24 protein-coding genes are annotated in these 22,994 nt (G+C 67.4%); 16 read left to right on the top strand and 8 right to left on the bottom strand.

The features are described from left to right. Window positions 1–24 precede the first annotated feature (24 nt). On the top strand, window positions 25–702 hold the full coding sequence (locus tag IEW34_RS09110) for a TetR/AcrR family transcriptional regulator (RefSeq protein ID WP_188608859.1): 678 nt from the start codon (window positions 25–27) through the stop codon (window positions 700–702). Between the two features lie 111 nt (window positions 703–813). On the opposite strand, the gene IEW34_RS09115 is transcribed toward IEW34_RS09110, so the two are convergent. After that, window positions 814–1,245 (bottom strand): VOC family protein, encoded by a 432-nt coding sequence (locus IEW34_RS09115; protein WP_188608860.1) that lies wholly within the window; start codon window positions 1,243–1,245, stop codon window positions 814–816. 71 nt (window positions 1,246–1,316) lie between these two features. Here IEW34_RS09115 and IEW34_RS09120 point away from each other — a divergent pair, with 71 nt between their 5' ends. Beyond that, a complete protein-coding gene (locus tag IEW34_RS09120; RefSeq protein ID WP_188608861.1) occupies window positions 1,317–1,910 on the top strand; it encodes a TetR/AcrR family transcriptional regulator in 594 nt (197 codons plus the stop codon). Between the two features lie 733 nt (window positions 1,911–2,643). Here IEW34_RS09120 and IEW34_RS09125 read toward each other — a convergent pair. Then, on the bottom strand, window positions 2,644–3,738 hold the full coding sequence (locus IEW34_RS09125) for a helix-turn-helix transcriptional regulator (RefSeq protein ID WP_188608862.1): 1,095 nt from the start codon (window positions 3,736–3,738) through the stop codon (window positions 2,644–2,646). Window positions 3,739–3,935: 197 nt separating this feature from the next. On the opposite strand from IEW34_RS09125, the gene panE reads away from it, so the two are divergent. The 3 genes from panE (at window position 3,936) to IEW34_RS09140 (ending at window position 6,943) form a co-directional block, all read left to right on the top strand. Next, window positions 3,936–4,856 carry a 2-dehydropantoate 2-reductase gene (gene panE, locus IEW34_RS09130; RefSeq protein WP_188608863.1) on the top strand — a complete coding sequence of 307 codons (921 nt, stop codon included), beginning with the start codon at window positions 3,936–3,938 and terminating at the stop codon, window positions 4,854–4,856. Window positions 4,857–5,283: 427 nt separating this feature from the next. Further along, window positions 5,284–5,586 carry a hypothetical protein gene (locus IEW34_RS09135; protein ID WP_188608864.1) on the top strand — a complete coding sequence of 101 codons (303 nt, stop codon included), beginning with the start codon at window positions 5,284–5,286 and terminating at the stop codon, window positions 5,584–5,586. 103 nt (window positions 5,587–5,689) lie between these two features. Further along, window positions 5,690–6,943, top strand: a complete 1,254-nt coding sequence (locus IEW34_RS09140) for an aminopeptidase (protein WP_188608865.1) — start codon at window positions 5,690–5,692, stop codon at window positions 6,941–6,943. Window positions 6,944–7,130: 187 nt separating this feature from the next. Here IEW34_RS09140 and IEW34_RS09145 read toward each other — a convergent pair whose 3' ends face one another. Then, window positions 7,131–8,099, bottom strand: coding sequence for a DMT family transporter (locus IEW34_RS09145; RefSeq protein WP_188608866.1), 969 nt, complete (start codon window positions 8,097–8,099; stop codon window positions 7,131–7,133). A gap of 91 nt (window positions 8,100–8,190) precedes the next feature. Between IEW34_RS09145 and IEW34_RS09150 the strand changes: the two genes are divergently transcribed. The 4 genes from IEW34_RS09150 to IEW34_RS09165 all read left to right on the top strand — a co-directional run bounded on the left by IEW34_RS09150 (window position 8,191) and on the right by IEW34_RS09165 (window position 10,749). After that, the gene (locus IEW34_RS09150) at window positions 8,191–8,814 is read left to right on the top strand and encodes a TetR/AcrR family transcriptional regulator (protein WP_188608867.1); all 624 of its coding nucleotides are present in this window, start codon (window positions 8,191–8,193) and stop codon (window positions 8,812–8,814) included. A 2-nt stretch (window positions 8,815–8,816) separates the two neighbouring features. Continuing rightward, window positions 8,817–9,740: an alpha/beta fold hydrolase gene (locus IEW34_RS09155; protein ID WP_188608868.1), complete on the top strand. Its 924-nt coding sequence runs from the start codon at window positions 8,817–8,819 to the stop codon at window positions 9,738–9,740. A 4-nt stretch (window positions 9,741–9,744) separates the two neighbouring features. Beyond that, entirely contained in the window at window positions 9,745–10,158 is a 414-nt protein-coding gene (locus IEW34_RS09160; protein WP_188608869.1) for a hypothetical protein, read from the top strand. A gap of 69 nt (window positions 10,159–10,227) precedes the next feature. Beyond that, window positions 10,228–10,749, top strand: coding sequence for a DUF1993 domain-containing protein (locus IEW34_RS09165; protein ID WP_188608870.1), 522 nt, complete (start codon window positions 10,228–10,230; stop codon window positions 10,747–10,749). A 145-nt stretch (window positions 10,750–10,894) separates the two neighbouring features. On the opposite strand, the gene IEW34_RS09170 is transcribed toward IEW34_RS09165, so the two are convergent. From IEW34_RS09170 to IEW34_RS09185, 4 genes are all read right to left on the bottom strand, one after another. Further along, a complete protein-coding gene (locus IEW34_RS09170) occupies window positions 10,895–11,782 on the bottom strand; it encodes a carbohydrate ABC transporter permease (RefSeq protein WP_188608871.1) in 888 nt (295 codons plus the stop codon). Window positions 11,783–11,825: 43 nt separating this feature from the next. Further along, a complete protein-coding gene (locus IEW34_RS09175; protein WP_188609229.1) occupies window positions 11,826–12,755 on the bottom strand; it encodes a carbohydrate ABC transporter permease in 930 nt (309 codons plus the stop codon). Window positions 12,756–12,917: 162 nt separating this feature from the next. Further along, entirely contained in the window at window positions 12,918–14,231 is a 1,314-nt protein-coding gene (locus tag IEW34_RS09180; protein WP_188608872.1) for an ABC transporter substrate-binding protein, read from the bottom strand. A 76-nt stretch (window positions 14,232–14,307) separates the two neighbouring features. Continuing rightward, entirely contained in the window at window positions 14,308–15,396 is a 1,089-nt protein-coding gene (locus IEW34_RS09185) for an ABC transporter ATP-binding protein (protein ID WP_188608873.1), read from the bottom strand. 878 nt (window positions 15,397–16,274) lie between these two features. Between IEW34_RS09185 and rpsU the strand changes: the two genes are divergently transcribed. From rpsU to IEW34_RS09220, 7 genes are all read left to right on the top strand, one after another. Next, window positions 16,275–16,568, top strand: a complete 294-nt coding sequence (gene rpsU / locus IEW34_RS09190) for a 30S ribosomal protein S21 (protein WP_188608874.1) — start codon at window positions 16,275–16,277, stop codon at window positions 16,566–16,568. A gap of 413 nt (window positions 16,569–16,981) precedes the next feature. Continuing rightward, window positions 16,982–17,191, top strand: a complete 210-nt coding sequence (locus tag IEW34_RS09195) for a cold-shock protein (RefSeq protein ID WP_188608875.1) — start codon at window positions 16,982–16,984, stop codon at window positions 17,189–17,191. Between the two features lie 125 nt (window positions 17,192–17,316). Then, window positions 17,317–17,499, top strand: coding sequence for a hypothetical protein (locus IEW34_RS09200; RefSeq protein WP_188608876.1), 183 nt, complete (start codon window positions 17,317–17,319; stop codon window positions 17,497–17,499). A 311-nt stretch (window positions 17,500–17,810) separates the two neighbouring features. After that, window positions 17,811–18,782: a methyltransferase gene (locus IEW34_RS09205; RefSeq protein ID WP_444542159.1), complete on the top strand. Its 972-nt coding sequence runs from the start codon at window positions 17,811–17,813 to the stop codon at window positions 18,780–18,782. Window positions 18,783–18,985: 203 nt separating this feature from the next. Beyond that, on the top strand, window positions 18,986–20,197 hold the full coding sequence (locus tag IEW34_RS09210; RefSeq protein ID WP_188608877.1) for an ABC transporter substrate-binding protein: 1,212 nt from the start codon (window positions 18,986–18,988) through the stop codon (window positions 20,195–20,197). Between the two features lie 241 nt (window positions 20,198–20,438). Further along, a complete protein-coding gene (locus tag IEW34_RS09215) occupies window positions 20,439–21,299 on the top strand; it encodes an AraC family transcriptional regulator (protein ID WP_188608878.1) in 861 nt (286 codons plus the stop codon). Continuing rightward, complete coding sequence (locus IEW34_RS09220) at window positions 21,296–21,748, top strand: DUF1801 domain-containing protein (protein WP_188608879.1); 453 nt, start codon at window positions 21,296–21,298, stop codon at window positions 21,746–21,748. Before IEW34_RS09215 ends, IEW34_RS09220 begins: the two co-directional genes overlap by 4 nt. A gap of 29 nt (window positions 21,749–21,777) precedes the next feature. Here IEW34_RS09220 and IEW34_RS09225 read toward each other — a convergent pair whose 3' ends face one another. Continuing rightward, the gene (locus IEW34_RS09225; protein WP_188608880.1) at window positions 21,778–22,854 is read right to left on the bottom strand and encodes an alkene reductase; all 1,077 of its coding nucleotides are present in this window, start codon (window positions 22,852–22,854) and stop codon (window positions 21,778–21,780) included. Window positions 22,855–22,994: the final 140 nt, after the last annotated feature.

Consider the following 22,994-nt stretch of genomic DNA (forward strand, 5'->3'; position numbering starts at 1 on the left):
ACGCGATTTGGCAAGGAGCCGGGAATGTCGGTGCGCGAAGCGACGGCCGTTGAGTCCTCCTATCGGAGGGGCGGACGGCCCACGCGTGCGGAAGCTGCCGAACGGGACGCGCGGCTGATCGAGATCGCCACAAGCCTGTTCATGGAACGCGGCTTCGAGGCCACCTCGATCGACGCCCTGGCGGAGGCGGCCCGGGTCAGCAAGCCCACGGTCTATGCGCGCTACCGCGACAAGCGCGAGTTGTTCGCGGCCGTGCTCAGGCGGCAGATCGAGCGCTGGCTGGTGCCCCTGTCCGCCTCCGCGCAGACGCAGGTCGACGTGCGCGACCCGGTGGCGCTGGAGGCCATGTTGGTGGATGTGGCCCGGCAGATGGTCGCGCTGTCCTCGACGCCGGGATCGATCGCCCTCAGCCGCATCCTGTCGGCCCAGGCCCCACATTTTCCGGAGCTGACACAACTTGCCTTCGAGGAAGGATGGTTGAAGGCCGTGGGCGCGATGGCGCGCATGCTGAGCAGCGTCGCCTCGCGCGGCCTGATCCGTATCGACGACCCCGCACTGGCCGCCGACCTCTTCCTCAGCCTGATCCTCGGCCCCGTGTCACGCCACAACGGCTATTGCGCCGACCCGCTCGACGCGGGTGTGGACGAGCGCCTGGTCAAGGCTGTCGGGCTGTTCCTGAACGGGGTGCTACCGCGGCGCTGATACAGGGTCGGCGCGCCCGAAATGATAAAATTTCCGAGGCGGGATCGTGCGAGCGGTGCAGATTGGATCCCGGTCAACCCGGGGCAACGCGCGCGCAGCCGCACACCCGGATCACTGATCCACCGGCAAAGACAAGGCTTCGTACTGCGCCGCAAACTCGGCGCTCGGCGGGATCGGCTTGATCACGTCGATGAGCACGCCATTGGGATCGGCGGTGATGAAGTGGCGCTGGCCGAAGGGCTCGTCACGCAAGGGCACGAGCATGGGCAGCCCCGCCGCCCGCAGATCGTCGTAGGCCGCGTCCGGATCCTCCACCTCGAAGTTGAGGATAAGCCCAGCCACCTGGCCGCGGGCGGCCTCCGGAACCGTCTGATGAGCGCCGTCGAGCACCGCGAGGTTGACGCTCGCGTCGTCGCGCGCCTGGAGGTGGACGTACCAATCGCTGGAAAACAGGGGCACGAATGCGAAGTGCGCGCTGTAGAAGGCCGCGGTGCCGACGACGTCACGCGTCATGACCACGGGGTAGTAGCTGGTGATCTTCATGGCACTTCTCCATATTTTGGCGTACACACTGTCTGTATGTATCTGTTCATATAAACATACAGGCGGCATGCATGCAAGAAAGACTACGGCCACGCCCCAACCGCGAGCGGAGCGATGCCACGCGCGCCGCCCTCGTCGCCGCGGCGCGGGCGCTCTTCGTGGAGAAAGGCTATGCGGGAACGTCGACGCCGGAGATCGTGGCCGCGGCGGGCGTGACGCGCGGCGCGCTGTACCATCACTTCGAGGACAAGCGCGCGCTCTTCCGCGCGGTGGCCAACCAGGAGGCGATCGCCGTCGCCGACGCCATCGAGACCGCAGCGGCGGCCGACTCGCCGGCGGGCGACGCCATGCTGGCGGGCAGCGTCGCCTACCTCGAGGCCATGACTGTGCCCGGCCGAACGCGCCTGCTGCTCACCGACGGCCCGGCGGTGCTCGGCGCCGCCGAGGTTAGCGATCTGGACGACGCCAACGCCGCCCGGACCCTGCGCGAGGGCTTGGAGGCCGCCGCGGCCGAGTCCGGCGCGAGCGATCTGCCGATCCAGGCCCTTGTCGTACTGCTGTCGGCGGCGTTCGATCGCGCCGCCATCGCCATCGAGGCGGGGGGCAATCCGGCCGAGTTCAAAGCGGCCATGCAACAGCTGATCCGCGCGGCGACGATAGCGTAGAGCATGATCAAAAAGGCGAACACGGGTTCCTTGGACAAAAAATAGAGCTAAGAACAATGCCTTAGAGCAAGGTAATTAGAATATTGATCAACCTGCTCCAGGCCGCAAACGCCCGCACATTTTAGCCGGCCGGCTGCGGGCGCTCGAAGGCTGAGGTCGATCGTCTCGCACCGGACCATGAACCCACGCGGCGCAGCTGTCGTCGCCGAGGTCATGGCCCAGGTCATGGCGGGCATGGTGAAGGCCGGCGTCCGGCGCGCGCGAAGCTCACCGGCCGCCGGCCGAGCCCGTAAGGCCGAGCCGAGCCAGCGACCGGTGAACGCCCCCGCCCTCACCCGCAATGGCGGATCTGATCGCTCACCCGCGGCGGTGCCGCGGGCCGAACTAACCTAAAGGGTCGGGATCATGCGGCGCATCCCCCATTTGGGAGGTGGAGCGTCGGCAAGGCACATCGCAATCATGACGGTGGATGAACGGGCGGGGGCGGGACAGCGCTCGCCCGAGTGAGACCGCCACATCCTGAGCGTATCCGGCCGTTCGCTGGCGAAGAAGCCCGATGTGAGTCTTGCCAAGGCAAGCCTCGCGCCTTCTGGTCGGGCCGATGCCCGACCCCAAGGGCGTGCGCGATGGGCAACTGACGACGCAGTGGCCCGCGCATGCCAGTTGGCGCCCGTCTCGCCGCCGCGCGGGCAAGGCCCATGGAAGCCCCCGACAACGACAGCCGGCGCCCGGCCTAGGGCGTTTCGTTCAGGAACTGGGCCAGCAGCGCGACGAGCTCCGCCTGGCGGTGCGTATCCGTCTTGGCGAAGATCGCCTTCAGCTGATTGCGGACGGTCTCGTAGGAGACGCCCAGGGCGTCCGCGGCGACGGCAGGCGCCTGGCCGGACGCGACCTGCGCCGCGAGGCGGGCTTCGGCCGGGGTCAAGCCGAATGATCGGCGCAAGGCGGCTTGCGAGGGACGCGGGTGGGCCTCGAGATCGATGATGACGACCACGGCCTGGCATGGCGCCAGCATGTCCACGCAGAGGCCAGGCAGCCGCATCGGATGCGCCAGCAGCGGCCGCCGATCCATACGTGGCAGGACAACGGGCGGCATCGATACCGTGGCGCCCGGCGCCCAGAGCAGCGCCTGCAGGGCGCGATCCAAGGCCACGGTGGCGTCCCGGTCGGCCGAGGTCAGCCGCTTGTGGCTGATCTGCAGGTCGCGGCCGAGCAGCGCCCGCGCCGCCTCGTTGATCCCCAGCACCTCGGCAAAACGGTCGAGCAGCGCCACCGCGGTGCCGCTCGCCTGGAACGACGCGAGCGCCGCGTCCGCCCGACCGAAGCCGAGAGCCTGCGCGAGCGCGAAGGGACCCGACAACCGGCGCGACAGGCCGGCAAGCGCCCGCACCTCATCGTCGACGAACGGCCCCTGGCCGACCGTTCGTTGCAGAGCCCAGCACAACTCGGTATCGCCGGACGCCATCCGCACGCCCGCCCACCAGCGCAGGCCATGCGGCGCCAGGAACTCCTGATAGTAGGGGTGACGGGCCATCTGCTCCGGCGAGCAGAAATCGAGATCGGTGCCCACGCCGCGCCGCGAGAAGGCGGGCCACGCCCGGTCGCGCTCATCGCGGGAGATCCATCCATCGCGGACGTAGCTCTCGAACGAGGGGATCAGGGACGCGCTGTGCGGCGAGTTCGGCAGCCGCCCACCGATGGCGAAGAGCGCCGACCCGAAGGCGCTGACGGCGCGCGCCCCGACGTCCATCGCCTCGTTCCAGTAGGATGGGTCGATCGCCGCCCTGATGAAGGCCGTTTCAACAGTGTCGAGAGGCCCCAACGCCATCGTCTCGCGCTCCGGCGCACCGCCGACGGTTACATTACCTAGAGTTGCACGAACCGAGGTATTGGAAAACCCCGCCTGAAGCGGCAGCGTTGCCGCGGAAGCGCGATCTCGGAATGCGCCCACCGCGCCGGCGCGCTTTCACCGGTCGGCCGCGCATGAGACAGTGTGGCTACACGAAACACGCCGAGGAGAGAGCCATGCGCATGCTGGTTGTGGGTGCCGGATCAACCGGTGGCTATTTCGGCGGCCGCCTCGCGGCGGCCGGACGCGAGGTTACCTTCCTGGTCCGGCCGCAACGGGCGGCCAAGCTCGCCGCACAGGGGCTCGAAGTGATCAGCCCGCGCGGAAACCTCTCGCTCCAGCCCAAGCTGATCACGGCCGACACGCTCGATGTGCCGTTCGACGTGGTGCTGCTGGCGGTCAAGGCCTATGCGCTCGAGACTGCGCTCAACGACCTTGCGCCCGCGGTCGGGCCGCAGACGATGATCGTGCCGGTGCTCAACGGCATGCGCCACATGGATGTGCTGGCCGAACGCTTCGGCGCCGGCCGGCTCGTCGGCGGCGTCGCCCGCATCGCCTCCACGCTCGATCCACATGGACGCATCATGCACCTCGCGCCTTTTCATGACATCAGCTACGGCGAGCTGGACGGCAGCATCTCGCCGCGCATCAGTGCACTCGACGCCTTCATGCAGGGCGCCGGCTTCGATGCTCGCCTGTCCATGGCGATCGAGCGTGAAATGTGGGAGAAATGGGCGTTCCTCTCCTCCCTCGGCGCCATCACCTGCCTTATGCGCGGGACCGTCGGCGAGGTCGAGGCCGCGCCCGGCGGGCGCGCCTGCGCCGAGCAACTGATCGATGAGGTGGCAGCCGTGATCGGTACCGCGGGCATAGGCCCGAGCGAAGCGTTTTTGGCGCAGGTGCGCGGCCAGCTCACCGCCAAGGGCTCGCCCCTCACCTCGTCCATGTACCGCGATCTCGTCAACGGCAGCCCTATCGAGGCGGACCAGATCGTCGGCGACCTCCTGGCGCGCGGCACGCGCGCCGGCGTGGCCACACCGCTGCTCGCCGCCGCTTATGCGCATCTGGCGATCCACCAGGCGCGCCTTGCCCCCTGAGCCCGGCGGGCGGCCGCCGCCCGGCGCACGTTAGAGCATTTCCGCGTTTCTTCGAATCGCCGAAATGCTCTATCTGCTTGATTTGTCGCGTTTTCTTAACGCGAACCGGCGTCCACTTCGCTCGAAAACGCTCGAGGGACGGTAGGGGCGACAGGTGTCGGGGCAAGGTCGCACGAAGACGTGACGGCGCATCTGCCTATTTATTGGGCAATACGTCGAAACGGCGATGCTCGCATTGCGCGCAGCCGCCGGCTGCCGCGTCATCGATTTCAGCCGATGCGGTGCAGATTCCGCACCGGGCGATCACATCTGAAGCTCTGCCGGATCGTCGGCGTCTGTCGATGAGATGCCGAAGCGCACAGCAGGTGCACAGATTTTACCCGCGGCCGCTCTATGCCCGGACTGTCTTGGCTCCTAGTTTACTATCATGGTGCAACGCCTGATCATGGCGGTCTTGGCGCTGTGCGCCGTGTTGCCAGCCCGAGCTCATGAGGCTCCGTCAGGCTGGACCTACGGATACGAGTGCTGCTCGGGCACCGATTGCTATCAGATCAGCTCCGATGACATCGAAGTCGTGCCCGGCGGATGGCGCATCAAGGCATCGGGCGAGACCATTCCGGCCAGCGACCGCCGCGTCAAGCCATCCGGTGACGGCCGCTTCCACCGCTGCTCGCTGGGCGGCATACCCACTGCCGGCACAATCTGCCTCTATATCCCGGCCGGGAGCTGAGGACTTCCTCCACAGCGGCCCGGACAAGATGCACCCACGAGCGGTGGTGAGGGCGGCCTCGTCGCGCTATGAATCGGGCTTTCCAACGCGTTCAGGCAGGCCCATGACCATTCAGCGCCCCCTCCCCGCAGCGATCGATCCGGTGAAACTCGACCGCTTGGCCGAAGTCGCCGTGCGCGTCGGCCTTCGGCTCCAGCCGGGACAGGACCTGTTCCTGACGGCGCCGGTCGCGGCCCTGCCCCTGGTGAGGCGCATCGCGGAGCACGCCTACAAAGCCGGCGCCGGGCTGGTGACGCCGTTGCTCTCGGACGAGGAGATCACGCTGGCGCGCTACCGCTTCGGCCCGGACCTCGGCTTCGACCGCGCCGCAGGCTGGCTCTACGACGGGATTGCCAAGGCCTTCTCGGCCAACACCGCGCGCCTTGCCATCGTCGGCGACAATCCCATGCTGCTCGCCGGCGAGGATGCGGCGAAGGTGGCGCGCGCCAACAAGGCCAACTCGGTCGCCTACCAGCCGGCGCTGGAAAAAATCGCCGGCTTCGACATCAACTGGAACATCGTCGCCTTCCCGGGCGCATCCTGGGCGCGGCAGGTGTTCCCGGAGGATGCCGAAGATGTCGCGGTGACCAAGCTCGCCGACGCGATCTTCGCCGCATCGCGCGTCGACGCCAGCGATCCCGTGGCCGCCTGGGCGGAGCACAACGCGGTGCTCGCCCGGCGCACCGCCTGGCTCAACGGCCAGCGCTTCGGCGCCCTGCACTTCTCCGGCCCGGGCACGGAGCTCACCGTCGGCCTCGCCGACGGCCACGAATGGCAGGGCGGAGCCTCGATCGCCAAGAACGGCATCACCTGCAACCCCAACATCCCGACCGAGGAGGTCTTCACCACACCGCACGCGCGGCGGGTCGAGGGCCACGTCAGCAGCACCAAGCCGCTGTCGTACCAGGGCACGCTGATCGACAAGATCGCCGTGCGCTTCGAGGGCGGCCGCATCGTCGAGGCCAAGGCGGCGCGTGGCGAGGAGGTGCTGAACAAGGTGCTCGACACCGACGAGGGCGCCCGGCGGCTGGGCGAGGTGGCGCTGGTGCCCCACTCCTCGCCGATCTCCAAGAGCGGCCTGCTGTTCTTCAACACCCTGTTCGACGAGAACGCCGCCTGCCACATCGCCCTCGGCCAATGCTACTCCAAATGCTTCCTCGGGGGCGCCGAGCTGACGCCGGATCAGATCGCGGCCCAGGGCGGCAACAAGAGCCTGATCCACATCGACTGGATGATCGGCTCGGGCGAGGTCGACATCGACGGCGTCCATGCCGACGGCCGGCGGGTGCCCGTGTTCCGCAAAGGCGAGTGGGCCTGAGGCGGCTGCCGGTCCAGAAGGACGGACCGACCAGCGCTTGGCGTGGATGCGGGCGAGGCGCAAAAGATCATAGAACGGCAGATCGCGCCGACACGGTCATCCCCGCGTCGCAAGCGATCCCTGGCAAGCGATCCGTGGATCGCATCGCGTGTATGGCACGGCCGCGAACGTCCGCGCTGCGAGGAGCTCAAGGCCGATGCGGACCCGTCGGCGCCCGCACGGCTCGGCGGGCCGGCGCCGCCAGCGCCAGCACGACGCCGGGAGCAATGACGCAGATGGCCAGCGCGGTCCCGAGCGTCGGCACCTCGCCCAGGACCGGCACGGCCGCCGCGGTCGCCATGACCGGCACAAGCGCCATGACAGCCGCGGCGCCGCCCGCACCCAGCAGCGCCACGGCGCGATTGTAGGCCACCATCGCCACCACGCTCATCAGGACGCCCTGGTAGAGGGCGTGCAGGGCGAGTTCGGAAAACGACAGAGCGCCGAGGCCGCTGAGGCCCAAGCCGACATAGAAGGGCAGGAAGGCGGCGCACGAAATGATCGAGACCAGGGCCACGGCCTGCACACCGCTGAGGGTGCCGGCCCGGAATCGCGCCGTGTACATCGCCCAAAGGGCCGATGCGCCGACCAGCGCCGCCACGCCGAGCGGATCGATGCGCCCATTCGCCGGCACCTCGCTGACGACGAGGCCCACGACACCGGCGACGATGCAAGCGTAGCCGAACAGGCGCCACCGGCTTGGCACTTCGCCCAGCGTGAGCCACGCGACGAGGCCGGTGAACAAGGCGGTCATCGTCGGCGTGATCGACGCGGCCGTTGCCGCCGACGTGAGCTTTAGCCCGACGCTGACCAGGAGCGCGAACGGCACGCCCCAGAACAGCGACAGGACGAGCCCCTGTCGCCAGGCGCGCGGCGGCAGCCGGTAGGAGCGGCCGAGCAGCAGCGGGCCCAGCAGCAGAGCACCGCCCGCGAAGCGGAGCGCAATGACGTCCATGACATCCACCTGCCGGGCGAGGCCCAGGCGAGTGACCACGAACCAGCCGGAAAAGATCGCCAGGGCGATGGCCGCCCAGGCGAGCCCGCGGGGACGCGAGGATGCATCGGCGCGCGCAGGAGGCGATGCTGGCGCAGATGCGGCGACAGCTCGATCGGTCATGTTGTTCACTCCCGCGCCGAGGCGCCCTGACGCTTGCGTTTTAGATCGATCGATATAAAACCCGCAAGGGGCAGCACCGACGCGGCGGACGATGGCGAGGCCGAGAGCATTCGACGAAACAGTAGCGCTCGATGCCGCCATCCAGTGCTTCTGGTCGCGGGGCTACGAGGCGACGTCGGTGCGCGACCTGTCGGCCCGCATGGGCATGACCGGCGCCAGCCTCTACAACGCTTTCGGCGACAAGCGCGCGTTGTTCGGGCGTGCGCTCGCGAGCTACGTCACCAGCAGCTTCGGCGCCCGCGCAAGGCGGTTTGAGCATCGCCTGCCGGGGCGGGCGGCCATAGAGGCCTTCTTCGCCGAGATCATCGCCGTCTCGCTCGCCGACAGCGATCGCAAGGGTTGCCTGCTGATCAACTCGGCGCTCGAAGTCGCGCCGCACGATGATGAATTCCAACGTCTGATCGCCGGCGTTCTGGCCGAGATCGAGGCCTTCTTCCGCCGCTGCGTCACGGCCGGCCAGAAGGACGGCAGCATCTCGACGGCGCAACCGGCCGACGATCTGGCGCGCCTGCTGCTCGGTGTCCATCTCGGCATCCGGGTGCTGGCGCGGGCACGGCCGGAACGCGATCTGCTCGAGGGCATGCTGCGACCGGCACTGGCCATGCTCGAGCCGGCGGGCCAGTTCACACGAGATGCATCGCACCGGGGGGAATGATGATGAACCAGGCGCAGTCCGTATTGCCGGAGGCCGCCCGCGCGGCGTGGCCCTATGCGCCGCGCTTCGCGCGCGTGAACGGCTGGCGCATGCATTACATCGACGAGGGTGCCGGCGACCCCGTTCTGCTGCTGCACGGCAATCCGACCTGGGGCTACATCTATCGCGAGTTCGTCGGCCCCATCGTGGCCTCCGGCCGCCGCGTCATCGTCCCCGATATGATCGGCTTCGGTCTGTCCGAGAAGCCGACGCGCGAGCAGGCTCACAGTCTCGACGGCCACGCGGCCAATCTGACCGCGCTCGTGCGCCGGCTCGACCTTCGGCGCATCACCCTCGTCGTGCACGACTGGGGCGGCCCCACGGGCCTGTCTTTCGCGCTCGCCAATCCCGAGCGCGTGCGCGCGCTGGTCATCATGAGCACCTGGGCCTGGCCGACGCCGGCCGAGTTCCACACGCGCATCTTTCCCTGGCGCATGTCGCACGCACCGCTCGTCGGGCCCTACATCTTCGGCAAGTACAATGGCCTGACCGGCCGCGGCATGTATCTCTCGGTGGTCGACCGCGAGCGCTACCGCGAACGCGCGCAGGCCGTGTACGAGGCGACGTTGCCCGACCCCGCCACGCGGCTGCTCACCTGGGCCTGGCCGCGGTGGATCCCGCTCGACGCCGAAGCTCGGGCCCACGACCGCTTCGTCTGGCTGGAGCGGGAGCTCGCCAAGGCGCAATGGCCGGCGACGATCATCTGGGGGCGCGAGGACGACGTCTTCGATCACGCGACCTTCGCGGACCGGTTCAAACGGCTGCTGCCCCAGGCGGAAGGGCCGCACCTGGTGACCGGCCGCCACTTCCTCCAGGAGGATTCCGGCCCTGAGATCGCCAGCCTCATCGTCGACTTCGTCGACGGCCTCGATCGCAAGGGAGCGTGAGCCGATGACCGCCTCCGTCACCATCGCCGCCAAGCCCGATCTCGCCGGCAAGCGGCTGGCCTTCGCTCTCGCCGAGGATCGTGTCGGCCATTACCCGGAATTCCGCGCCTTCTTCGCCAAGAGCTTCGACCTCGACCGCATCGGCCTTGCCGAACCGGGCTTCGTCACCGCGCCGTCGGGGCTCGCCTATGCCTTCGTGTTCATCGGCCGCAGCGGCGAGCCGTTTCCGGCGGGAGTCGAGATCTACGCCGTCGTCGATGCCCTGGAGCCGGTGGAGGAAACCACACTCGATGCCGATCTCTGGGCCGTTCTGGGTTGGATGATCGACGGCGTCGGCGCTCCCTGGACGCGGGACGACCTGGAGGCGACGGGGCGGCTCTACCGCATCCCCGCTGCCGCCAAGGCCGCAGGGGGCTAACTTTGCTGATGGCGCCGGCCGCCGCTAAGCTCCATCAGGACAGCAACAGACACCTTGGGAGGATCGGACATGAGCATTTCATTCTACGACGTCAGCATCGGGCGCTACCTGCAGACGACCGCGGCTGTTCGCGATTGTCTGGCGAAAGGAGCCGCTTTCTGCGCCGAGAAGGGCATCGACCCGCAGGATCTCGTCACCACGCGTCTCTATGATGACATGTACCCGCTCCGCTTCCAGCTCATCTCCGTGGTGCACCATTCGCTCGGCGCCGTCGAGGGCCTGCGTAAGGGTGTGTTCACGCCGCCGCCCGACACTGCGCCGCACGACTATGCCGGCCTCCAGCAGCTGGTCGCCGAGACCCACAAAGTGCTGGGCGAGGTGAGCCCGGACGAGATCGACAAGCTGGAAGGTGGCGACCTCGTCTTCACCGTCGGCGGCCGCCAGATCCCGTTCGTGGCGCGGGACTTCATCCTGTCGTTCTCGTTGCCCAACTTCTATTTCCACGCGACCACGGCCTACGACATCCTGCGCCACCGCGGCGTGCCGCTGGGCAAGCGCGACTACATGGGGCGGCTCGCCATCAAGGCGTGAGCGGCAGGCCCCTCGGCGCGGGATGATCTTCGGTTAAGGCATCCATCCCGCGCTCGTAGCGCGGCACAGGGATCCGTCGTTTGGGCCCCGGCGGCGGGTACGGGCTTTCAAGTCGATCGATGGTCGGGTCAAGCCCGACCATCGGTCACTCCTTCACCGCCCCGGTCATGGACGAGACGTAGTAGTCCACGAAGAACGAATAGAGGATCACCACCGGCAGCGAGCCGATCAGGGCGCCCGCCATCAGGGCCCCCCACTCGTAGACGTCGGAACGCACGAGCTCGGTGAGGACGCCGACCGGCACCGTCTTGTTCTCCGACGACTGGATGAACGTCAGCGCATAGATGAACTCGTTCCAGGACAGGGTGAAGCAGAAGATCCCGGCCGAGATCAGTCCCGGCACCGAGAGCGGCAGCAACACCTTGACGAGGATCTGCCAGCGGGAGGCGCCGTCCACGAGCGCGCATTCCTCGAGCTCGAAGGGGATGGAGCGAAAATAGCCCATCAGCAGCCAGGTGGCGAATGGCACTAGGAAGGTGGGATAGATGAGAATGAGGGCGAGCTTGGTGTCGTAGATGCCGATCCCGAACACTAAGATCGCGAGCGGAATGAACAGGATCGACGGGGGTACCAGATAGGCGAGGAAAATGGCGAGGCCCACCCAGCGCGAGCCGGTGAAGCGCAAGCGCTCGATGGCATAAGCGGCGAACACCGAGGTGACAAGCGAGATGAAGGTGGCGGCCACCGAGATATAGATCGTGTTCCAAAGCCAGCTAGGATAGGACGTCTGGAACAAAAGATAATTGATGTGATCGAGAGTCGGCTGAACCACCCACAACGGCGAGTAGTTGTTGTAATCGGTGAGCTGGAAGTTGGGTTTGATGGCAGTGATCGCCATCCAGTAGAACGGGAACAGCAGCACGAAGACGAACACCAGCAGCGGCAGGATGGTGGTGACGAGCCGCCGCGGCAGGCTGTTGAGATAGCTCATGCCCGAGGAATGGTCGGTCATCTCGTCGGAGGCCCGGGTCATCGGCAAATCCTCGCCACTACGGGGTCGGCGCGGTGCGCGCCCATCAGTCCGCGCCCCCCTGCTGCCACTTGCGGCGCTGCAGGCCGAAATAGCTGAACAGGATCGCTGAGAGCAGGAACGGGATCATCGCCACGGCGATGGCCGCGCCCTCCCCCAGTTGGCCACCGGGAATGGCCCGCTGGAACGACAGGGTCGCCATGAGGTGCGTGGAGTTGAGCGGGCCACCGCGGGTGAGCACGTAGATGAGCTGGAAATCGGTGAAGGTGAACAGCACCGAGAAGGTCATCACCACGGCGATGATCGGCGTCAGCAGCGGCAGGGTGATGAAGCGGAAGCGCTGCCAGGACGTGGCCCCGTCCAAGGTGGCGGCCTCGTGCAGCGACGGCGAGATGGTCTGCAAGCCGGCCAGCAACGAGATGGCAACGAAGGGGATGCCGCGCCACACGTTGGCGGCGATCACCGAGGCCCGCGCGTTGGCCACGTCGCCGAGGAAGTTGATCGGCGCGGAGATCAGCCCGAGTTTGATGAGCGCCCAGGAGATGATTGAATACTGGCTGTCGAAGATCCACCAGAAGGCGATGGCCGACAGCACCGTGGGCACGACCCACGGCAACAGCACCACGGCGCGGAAGAATGACTTGAACGGCAGGCTCTGGTTCAGCAGCAGCGCGAGCCACAGGCCGAGGCCGAACTTCAGCACCGACGCCACGGTGGTGTAGAGGACCGTGTTGAACACCACCAGCCAGAACAGGCTGTCGCCCCACAGGAGCTCGTAATTCTCAAGGCCGATGAAGATGCCCGGCCGCCCGATCCGCGCGTCCGTAAAGCCGAGCCAGACCCCCAGCCCGAGCGGATAGGTGAGAAAGAACAGAAGAAAGATCGCGGCCGGCAGCATGAAGACGATGCCGAGCACGTGGCGCCCCTGGCCGATGCCGGCCCAGAAGGACCGGGGCCGCACCGTCGGCTCAGCCATTGCGGCGTTGGCCATGAAATGGGTCTCCGAAGCTTGCTCGTTCATGCCCGCGCCGGGGATGGAAGGCCTCGGGGGGGCCATCTCGGAGGGGCGCGACGACACGGTACCGGCCTTGGCCGGTCACCCCCCTCCGTCGCGGGGAGCACCGGCGCCAGGCTCGGCTCAGCGGTACACGCGCTCCGCCCGCGTCTGGGCGCGCTTGGCCGCCTCCTGCGGTGCGCGCTGGCCGGTGGCGGCTTCCGCCACCATGTCCACCACGATCCAGTCCGCCATCGCCGCCGCCGACTGAGGGCCCAGCGGCCCGGCATAGCCGTTCGGCCGCAGCGTGTCGGAGGCCTTGGCGTAGGCGGCGTGGATGGGCTTGGATGTCCACACCGGATTGCTGGCGAAGGCCTTGAGCGTCTGACAGCAATAGGCGCTCGCGCCCGTGAGCCAGGCGTTGTACTGCGGCGCGTCGAACATGAAGGAGAGATAGGCCTGCGCCGCCTTTGGAAACTTCGTGTACTTGAAGATGCAGGCCGTGGTGGTCTGATGCAGTTCCACCGGTTTGCCGGCCGGGCCGATGGGAAAATTGGTCGATCTCATGTCCGCTGCCATCTCCGCGAGCTTGGGATCGTTCGCGGCCGCATAATAGATTGAGACACCGTTCGCCGTCACAGCCAGATCTCCGGCGATGAAGGCACGGTTGTTGTTCACGTCGAGCCAGCTCTCCGTCCCTGGGATGAAGGTCTTATACAGCTCTGCCACATAGCGCAGGGCCTCGACCGTCTCCGGCGAGTTGATGACGGCCTTCCCGTTCTCGTCCACCATTCTGCCGCCATGGCTCCACAGCACCCAGTGGCAGAAATTGTTGCCATCCCCGACGCCGTGGCCGAGCGTGAAGCCCATCGGATGGTTGATCCCCTTCAAGGCCTTGCCAAGCTCGAGCAGGCCCTTGGTGTCTTTGGGGAACTCGCTGAAGCCGGCCTGCTTCACCCAACTCTCGCGGTAGACCACGGCATTGCCGATGGTGGCGAGCGGCAGCCCGACGAAGCGGTCCTTCACCTTGGCGTAGACTTCGTTGCCGGGGTAGTAGCCGCCGTAGGCGGCGCTCAGCGCCTTGGCGAGGTCGGTGACGTCGAGCAGCTTGTCGGGATACTGCTGGGCGTCGTCGAACCAGACCCAGACGATGTCCGGGCCGGAGCCGACGCTCGAGGCCACCGCCGCCTTCGGCCGGATATCCTCCCAGCTCTCCTTGTCAATTCGCACCTCGACGCCGGTGGCTTCGCTGAACTTCTTGGTGTTGGCGAGCCAGGCATCCTCCTCGCCCTTGACGAAGGGCGCCCAGCGCAACAGGCGCAGGCTAGCTCCGGCCTCCGGTTCGAATTTCGGAATGGCTTGGGCAAGGGCGGGCGTGCCGCCCGCGAAGGGTAGCGCCAGGCTTCCGACCGCGAGGCTCGCACCGCCCAGCAACAACTCACGTTTCGAGATGGTCATCGTGTCCTCCCATGCGACGATGCCGTGGTGCGCCCGACGATTGCCGCCGCCTCCATCGCGCTCGCCTTCGTTTGATTCAGATGCGCCGCCCCGTGTCCTCCTCGAACAGATGCGCCAAGGCCGGCTGCGGCGCGATGCGGATCGTCTCGCCGGGAGTGAAGGAGAGCCGCTCGCGGAAGAGGCAGTTGATCTCCTGCCCGGTTCCGTTTCGGCCTCCTCCCGCCTCGCCGAGCCGCGCTACGACGTGAATCTCCGAGCCGGTCGGTTCGGTGACCACCACCTGTGCCGGCACGCCCGCACGATCGAGCCGGACATGCTCGGGCCGCAGCCCATAGACCACCGGCTGGCCGTCCTCGACCCCGGCCGTCCCGGCGAGCGGCATCGACACGCCGCTGTCGGTCTCTACCCGCGGGCGATCGCCGAACCGCACCCGGCCCTTGATGAAATTCATGGCAGGCGAGCCGATGAAGCCGGCAACGAACTGATTGGCCGGCTTGTCGTAGAGGTCGAGCGGCGCGCCAATCTGCTCGACGAGGCCGTCGTGCATGACGACGATCTTGTCGGCCATGGTCATGGCCTCGATCTGATCGTGGGTGACATAGACCGTGGTGGTCTCTAGCCGCTGATGCAGCTCCTTGATTTCCGTCCGCATCTGCACGCGAAGCTTGGCGTCGAGGTTGGACAGGGGCTCGTCGAACAGAAACACCTGCGGGTCGCGCACGATGGCGCGGCCCATGGCGACGCGTTGGCGCTGGCCGCCCGAGAGCTGGCGCGGATACCGGCCGAGGAGGTGGGACAGGCTGAGGATCTCCGCCGCGCGCTCGACCCGGGCCGCGATCTCCTCCTTCGGCGCATGCCGCAGTTTGAGCGAGAAGCCCATGTTCGCAGCGACCGTCATGTGGGGATAGAGCGCATAGTTCTGGAACACCATGGCGATGTCCCGTTCCTTCGGCGGCATCTCGTTGATGACGCGATTGCCGATCAGGATCTGCCCGCCGGTGATGTTTTCAAGACCCGCGATCATTCGCAGGAGCGTCGACTTCCCACATCCCGAAGGCCCCACCAGCACCACGAACTCGCCGTCCTCGATGTCGACACTCACGCCCTTGATAACGGGATGCGCGCCGAAGGATTTTCGGACATTGACGATCTTGACCGACGCCATTTCGGCACCTCCCGATGCTTTTATTCGGCCCGCCGCGTCGGCCGTCTTGTTGCGGATGCGTCGAGCGAGCTCCGCTTTCCTAGTCAAGTCCATCTGGGATGGGCCACGGCACCGCCCGCGTCCACCATCGCCCTCAACTCGTCGTCGTCGCCGGCCCATTCAGGCGCAACCCCGCGACCGCGCCGCTCAACATTCGGCACGCGCGCATGCAGACTGGGCCCGTCTGTTGGCTTACTCGTGCGCCGGTGGTCCCGCGTTCCTCATCGCAGGCGAGCTTGAAGATGATGCCGTCCTTGTCAAGCGGGTACTTAGCATCAGGAGGCGGCCGTCAGCGGTCCGGGGCGAGGCCCGGCGAAGACCCGGGATGAAGGCGGTCGTCATGGGACCCGGCGCCCCTTGTACGTCGATCGCCGATTCACACTGCTTGGCGCGGCAACGAAGTTTTGTTCTTATTCTTCCGAACATTGCGATCCTGTCCTCGGACGAATTCCAATTCGAGCGATCGCGCCTGCGCGATATCTTACTTCAATGGCCGGGGCTTCGACGTCCGGACATCGAATCTCACCGGCGGCCGGCAGCACTCCTGGCGTGCGGCGACCCGCGGCCCTGCGCCACGGCGTGGACCGCGATCATCATCGCCGCGCCGCCCGCGGCAGCGCGACCCGCCGGGAATCGTCGAGCCTGGCGCGCCTGCCAAAGCCGAGCGCCGTCATCGCCGCCCGCATGCGGGGCGGGCGCGGGAGCCCGGCCGGTGACGCCAGCCGGCAGCCGGGAGGCCCGATTTGTGCTAGGGGCCGAAATCCCATAGGATTGTGGCAGCCGCTCATCCTGGGCGGCTCGTGCACTGCGGCTGCGGCCGCCAATCGATCGGAAGCTCATTGCAGGTTTTAGTAAGAGAGAACAACGTCGACCAGGCACTGCGCGTGCTGAAGAAGAAAATGCAGCGCGAGGGCATCTTCCGGGAGATGAAGATGCGCAAGGCCTACGAGAAGCCGTCCGAACGCAGGGTCAGGGAAAAGGCAGAGGCCGTTCGCCGCATGCGTAAGCTGGCCCGCAAGCAGGCAATCCGCGAAGGACTGATCGCAGGCCCCAAGCGCCCGGCGAACGACGCCCGTGGCCGCCCCGGTGCGGCAGGCGGAGCACGCCCTCCCCGTCCCGGCGCGCCGGCCTGATTCCGGCCGAAGCGCAGATCACGTCGAACGGATCCGAGCGGCACGCTGTGCGCACGAGGGAGCATCCCGGACGGCCATGGGTCGTCGTGGACAGCGTGCGTGCGCTCCGATCTGGCGGGCTCGTCCGATCGGAGACAGGCGCTCCAATCTTAGCGTTGCGCAACCGGGAGGCGTTCATCGCTGTGGCCCTGCCTCCCGGGCCCTGCTCGACAGGACGCGGCGTGCTGGAAAAGGCTATTGTCGTTCAACCTTGAATTTTCAGAAATAAATTCCCAATTCAGTACAATCGAGACTGCGTGAAGAACCTTGTCTGGCATCTTCGATGCCAAGCGGACGTTCCTGACTCAATCGATTAGACGCTGCCCCGCGCAGGGCCGGGCAGTGAACACCGTGTCGATTGAAAGGACATCGCCATGACCAGCGGCATCGTCAAGTTCTTTAACGCCACCCGAGGCTTCGGCTTCATCCAGCCCGACAGCGGCGGCTCCGACATATTCGTCCATATTTCGGCAGTGGAGCGGGCCGGCCTGCGGGAGATCCGCGAAGGTCAGAGGTTCAGTTTCGACATTGTCGAGGACGCTCGTTCCGGCAAGAGTTCGGCGCAGAACCTTCAGGCATCGTGAAGCGGCGACCGCAATCATCGGCCAAGAGTGGGCTGGCGATGGTCGCACGACGACAAGGCGGAGACCGGGCGAGCCGCAGCCTCGTCCTCATGCCGACGGCAAACTTTGCAGCGATGGAGTTTCAGATGAGCAGAGCGCACCTGACAGGCCGTTCGGAGGCCGTTTCAGCCGAGGAATTCAACAGGCGCACGAAGAACCTGTCGGCCAAGATGGGCGAACTTGCCGCCCCCACGCGCGCGGAAGCGTTGGGCCGCATACGGGCCGAGCGATCGAAGCCGTGGGGCGCCAAAGGCGCCGCACCCAAGTAGGCAACTAAGCCGGCAGCGCACGACGGGCGCGGTGGCAATAGCCCGGCCGACAGTGTCCTCATAGGCGCGATAGGCGCGGGCGCAGCTTGGCGCAGACCGCGCTTCACGAGAAGGCACGCGCCCATTCCGTCCCGCTCATCCTGGCGGGCGAGATGCAGCTCGCATCGTCGATGCCGGCATCCGTCGGGCCCAGTCGGCATGCCGGAGCGGCAGACGCCGCTTGCGCGCGGCGCGTGCGCCGCGCCTGCGCTCGTGTTAACCTCCATGCGGTCGTGGAGGACGGGCGCATGCCGACCCCATCGCAACAGATCATGCGGCTCGGGTTCGGCTTCGCCGTGTCCCAGGCGTTGCGCGTCGTCGCCGATCTCAATATCCCCGACCTGCTCGCGTCCGGCGAGTGCTCCGTCGAGGAGCTGGCCGACACCGCCGGCGCAAACGCTGATGCCTTGTACCGAGTGATGCGCCTGCTGGCGGCGGAAGGCGTGTTTCGGGAGACCCTGCCGCGGCGCTTCGCGCTGACCGACGTCGGAGCGGCGCTGAGCGCCGGGACAGGCTCGGGCCCGAGGGATTTCGTCCGGATGATCAACGCCGAGCCCTACCTCGCGTTCGAGCAGTTGCTGCATTCCGTTCGAACCGGGGAGCCCGCGTTCGACAAGGTGTTCGGCAAGCCCCGCTTCGACTGGCTGGCCACCCATCCCGACGAGGCGCATCTGTTTCAGCGGGCCATGGTCGCGCTGAGCCAAGGCGCCAATGAAGCCGTGGCCGAGGCCTATGATTTCGGGGTGGCCGGGCGCGTCGTCGACGTCGGCGGCGGCCACGGCCAGCTGCTCGCGGCGATCCTCGCCCGCAACCCGCATCTGTCCGGCGTACTCTTCGACCAGCCTGCCGGCATCGCCGCCGCGCAGGCCGGCGCCGGCGGCAGCCTGCCACGCACTGAAATGATCGCTGGCGACTTCTTCGATGCCGTGCCGCCAGGCGCCGACGTCTACATCGCGAAGAAGGTCATTCACGACTGGGACGACGAACGCGCCGTAGCGATCCTGCGGAACTGTCGCCGGGCAATGGCACCGGGCGGCAAGGTTCTGCTTGCCGAGACGATCGTGCCCGCCGGCGACGAGCCGGCCCAGATCAAGATGATCGACGTCACCATGCTCGCCGTGACCGGCGGCCTCGAGCGGACGGAGGCGCAATATGCGGCGCTGCTCGCCGCCGCTGGGCTCCGCCTGGAACGCCTGATCGCGACGCCGGTGCCGATCTCCCTCCTGGAGGCGAGCGGCGCCTGATCGGCGGGATTGGCAGGGCTCGTTCCGGGACGGGCCCACCCCCGGCTCGGCTTGGCCGGCCGGGCCACTCGACGTTTGACGCGCCGCACGATTGCCGCCAAAAACCGCTGCTTGCCCCAGCGCGCGGGTGCAACCCTGCCGTACGGGCCGCTTCAAGGCAAACACGTCGCAACGATCAAACACTTCCAAGGAGACCAGGACATATGAACAGGCGTGACCTCCTCACGGCCGCGGCCGGCTTGGCACTGGCGGCCCCGTTCGTGTCGCGCGCCCGTGCCGCCGGCAAGCGCTACGATCCGGGCGCCAGCGACACCGAGATCCGTCTGGGCCAGACCATACCCTATAGCGGCGCCGGCTCGCCCTACAGCGTCATCGGGCGGGCGCAGACCGCCTATTTCGAGCAGCTGAACGCCAAGGGCGGCGTCAACGGCCGCAAGATCAACTTCATTTCGCTCGACGATGCCTACAGCGCTCCCAAGGCCGTCGAGGCGACGCGCCGGCTGGTCGAGCAGGACGAAGTGCTGGGCCTGTTCGGCTCGCTCGGCACCGCGCCGCAGTCGGCGGTGCAGAAGTATCTGAACAGCAAGAAGGTGCCGCAGCTGCTGCTCAATACCGGAGCTCCGCGCTGGAACAATCCGAAAGAGTTTCCATGGACGACAGCGAGCCTGCCGCTTTACAACACCGAGGGTCGCATCCTCGGCCGCTGGCTCCTCGAGACCAAGCCGGACGGCAAGATCGCCATCCTGTACCAGAACGACGAGTTCGGCCGCGAGTACATCAAGGCGTTCCGGGAGGTGCTGGGCGACAAGGCCGCCACCATGATCGTCGCCGAGGCGCCCTATGATCTGACCGACCCGACCATCGATTCCCAGATCATCAAGCTGAAACAGTCGGGCGCTGACGTTCTCTACAACGTCAGCACCGGCAAAGCGACGTCGCAGTCGCTCAAGAAGGTGCATGAGCTCGGCTGGGCGCCGCTGCACCTCCTCGTCAGCACCTCCACCGGCCGCTCGATCATCAACGCGGCGGGACCGGAGACGGCGAAGGGCGTGGTCAGTACGCTCTACATCAAGCACGTCGGCAGCCTGCATTGGGCCAACGACCCGGACGTGAAGGCCTTCCAGGCGCTGCGCGAAACCGCCATGCCCAACGTCGATGCCGACAACGACATCGCCTTTCAGGGCTACTCGCTGGGCGTGCTGATGGCGCGCATCCTGGAGAAGTGCGGCGACGAGCTAACGCGCGAGAACCTGCTGAAGCAGGCGACCAACCTGAAGGGCGTATCGGCGCCGGCCCTGCTGCCCGGCCTGACCTATGCGATCACGCCCACCGACTACAACACCTTCTCGGAGCTGTTCATCGCCACCTTCAACGGCTCAGACTGGGACGCATCGGCCAAGCCCGTGTCGCAGTAGGACGCATCCCCTGGAGCGTTTCCGAGCGAAGTGGACGCCGCTTCGCGTGGAGAAAATTAGATAAATCAAACAGATAGAGCATTTCGGCGATTCGAAGAAGCACAGAAATGCTCTAACCGCCGTGGCCTGGGCCACCCGGGCCACGGAGTCTCCGGATCCCGCAGGCCGCGCATTGCGCAGGATTTGTCGGGTCGAGCCGTGCCAAGATTGCTCCCGTTGGCGATCGATGGGACGGGGAGCCATGGAACGAGCGCAGACGCGGGCCAGCTACGAAGTCCGCATCGGCCGGGTGGTCGACTTCATTCACGCGCACCTCGAAGACGAAATCCGCGTCGACCGGCTCGCCGACGTCGCCTGCCTGTCGGCTTACCACTGGCATCGAATCTACACGGCCATGCGCGGCGAGACCGTGGCCGCCACGGTGCGCCGCCTGCGGCTGACGCGCGCCGCCGACCGCCTGGCCAATTCCCGGATGGCCATCGGCGATATCGCCGAGCGGGCCCGCTACGGCTCGTCCGACGCCTTCGCCCGCGCCTTCCGGGAGGCCTACGGGCTGCCCCCCGCGGACTATCGCGCTCGCGGCAGCCATGCCCTATTCAGCGCGGCCAGCCGGGCGGACGATGCCGCCGGCTTCCCGGTCACCGTGGAGGTGTTGGCGCCGCAGCCCTGCGCGGCGGTGGCGCATGACGGCCCCTATACCCAGGTCGACCGCGCCATGGGGCAACTGTTCAGCATGCTCGGCGCCGGCGGCCTGCTGGTGCCGGACCAGCCGATGCTGGCCGTCTACTTCGACGACCCCGATCTCGTCCCCGCCGAAGCTTTGCGCGCCAAGGCCTGCACGCCGATCGGTGCGGACATCGCACTGGCGCCGCCGCTGGAGCGCTTCGTCATCGCCGGGGGACGTTATGCAAGGCTGCGCCACAAGGGCCCCTACGCCGCCATGAAGGAAGCGTATCGCTGGCTGTTCGGCGTCTGGCTGCCGCAGTCGGGCAAGGAGGCAGCCGATGCTCCCGTCTTCGAGGCCTATCTCAATGCGCCGTCCCAGGTGCCGCCGACCGAGCTGCTGACGGACATCCACCTGCCGCTGGCGACGGACGCGTGAGCCCGCCCCCGCCCCCGCCTGCGGTCGCCGCGGCCTTCGGCCGTTGGCCGCCGGCGGTGCGGATGCGGTTGATGGAGGCGCGGGAGCTGATCTTTGCGACCGCCGCGGTGACGCCGGGTGTCGGACCACTCGCCGAAACGCTGAAGTGGGGCGAGCCGGCCTACCTCACCATGGCGAGCCGCAGCGGCAGCACCGTCCGCCTCGGGCGCGTCGGCGACGACCCACGCGGCGCCGTGCTGTTCAATTGCCGCACGACACTCGTCGGCAGCTTTCGCGCGCACTTTGCCGATGCGCTGGCCTTCGCCGGCAATCGGGCGATCCTGCTCGACGGTTCAGCCCCCCTGCCCACCTCGGCGCTGTCGCTCTGCCTTCGGATGGCGCTGACCTATCATCGACGGGACGGGCGCGCCGGGCGTGCTCGCCCGGGCGCGGATGCGCCCGGGTCGTAGGCTCCGCGCCGTCCGCGACCCGCCTGCGGCTACGAGGCCACCGCGTAGTCGACGTAGCCCTCCGGCCCCTGGGTGTACCAGTTGGACGCCACGTCGGGGGTGAGCGGGATCCCCTTGGCGAGGCGGTTCGGCAGGTCGGGGTTGGAGATGAAGGGGCGGCCGAACGAAATGGCGTCGGCCTCGCCCTCATCCAGCGCGGCCTGCGCCTTGGCCGCATCATAGTCGGAGTTGAGCACCAGCTGTCCGGCGAAGGCCTGGCGGATGGCCGGCGCCACCGGCGGCCGCTCGGCTTTACCGAAGGTGCCGTCGAAGCCGGGCTCGCGCAGCTCGAGGAAGGCGATGCCGATGGCCGACAGCGCTGCCGCGGCGGCCGGGAACAGCGCCTCGGGGTTGCTGTCGTTGGCGCCCTGGCTGTCGCCGTTGGGCGACAGACGCACGCTGGTGCGGTCGGCGCCGATCGCGTCCGCCACCGCCTGGGTCACCTCGCGCAGCAGGCGGATGCGGTTCTCCACCGGACCGCCGTAGGCGTCGTCACGCAGGTTGGAGTTGTCGCGCAGAAACTGGTCGATGAGGTAGCCGTTGGCGGCGTGGATCTGCACGCCTTCGAACCCGGCCTCCCGCGCATGGCGGGCCGCCTTGGCATAGTCGGCCACAAGGCCGGGGATCTCGTCGGTGCGCAACGACCGCGCCTCGGCATAGGGGTGCCGGCCCTCGTAGGTGTGGGCCTTGTGCGGCGCCGTGGTGGCCGAGGCCGACACCGGCTGGGCACCACCGAGAAAGCTCGGATGGACCAGCCGGCCCATGTGCCAGAGCTGGCAGACGATGCGGCCACCGGCGTGATGCACCGCCTCCGTGACGGACCGCCAGCCGGCAACCTGCTCGGCGCTCCAGATGCCAGGGCCGTAGGGCCAGCCCAGCCCCTGCGGGCTGATGCCGGTGGCTTCGGAGATGATCAGCCCGGCGGAGGCGCGCTGGCCGTAGTACTCGGCCATGACCGGCGTCGGCACGAAGCCCCGGCTGTTGCGGGCGCGGGTCAGCGGCGCCATCAGGATGCGGTTGGGGGCGCGAATGGCGCCGAGCTGGATCGGATCGAACAGGGTGGGCATGCAGACGTCCTGAAGTGGGATACCGACCGGCGTCGGTAGAGCGGAACCGAAATTAGAGGATTACCGTCGATCGCGCGTCCACTCCATGCCTTTTTGACACTTTGAAATCGGTTGCTTCCGAGCGGCCGACGGGCAGACGC

It is taken from the genome of Chelatococcus reniformis (assembly GCF_014640075.1).
Classification (GTDB): domain Bacteria; phylum Pseudomonadota; class Alphaproteobacteria; order Rhizobiales; family Beijerinckiaceae; genus Camelimonas; species Camelimonas reniformis.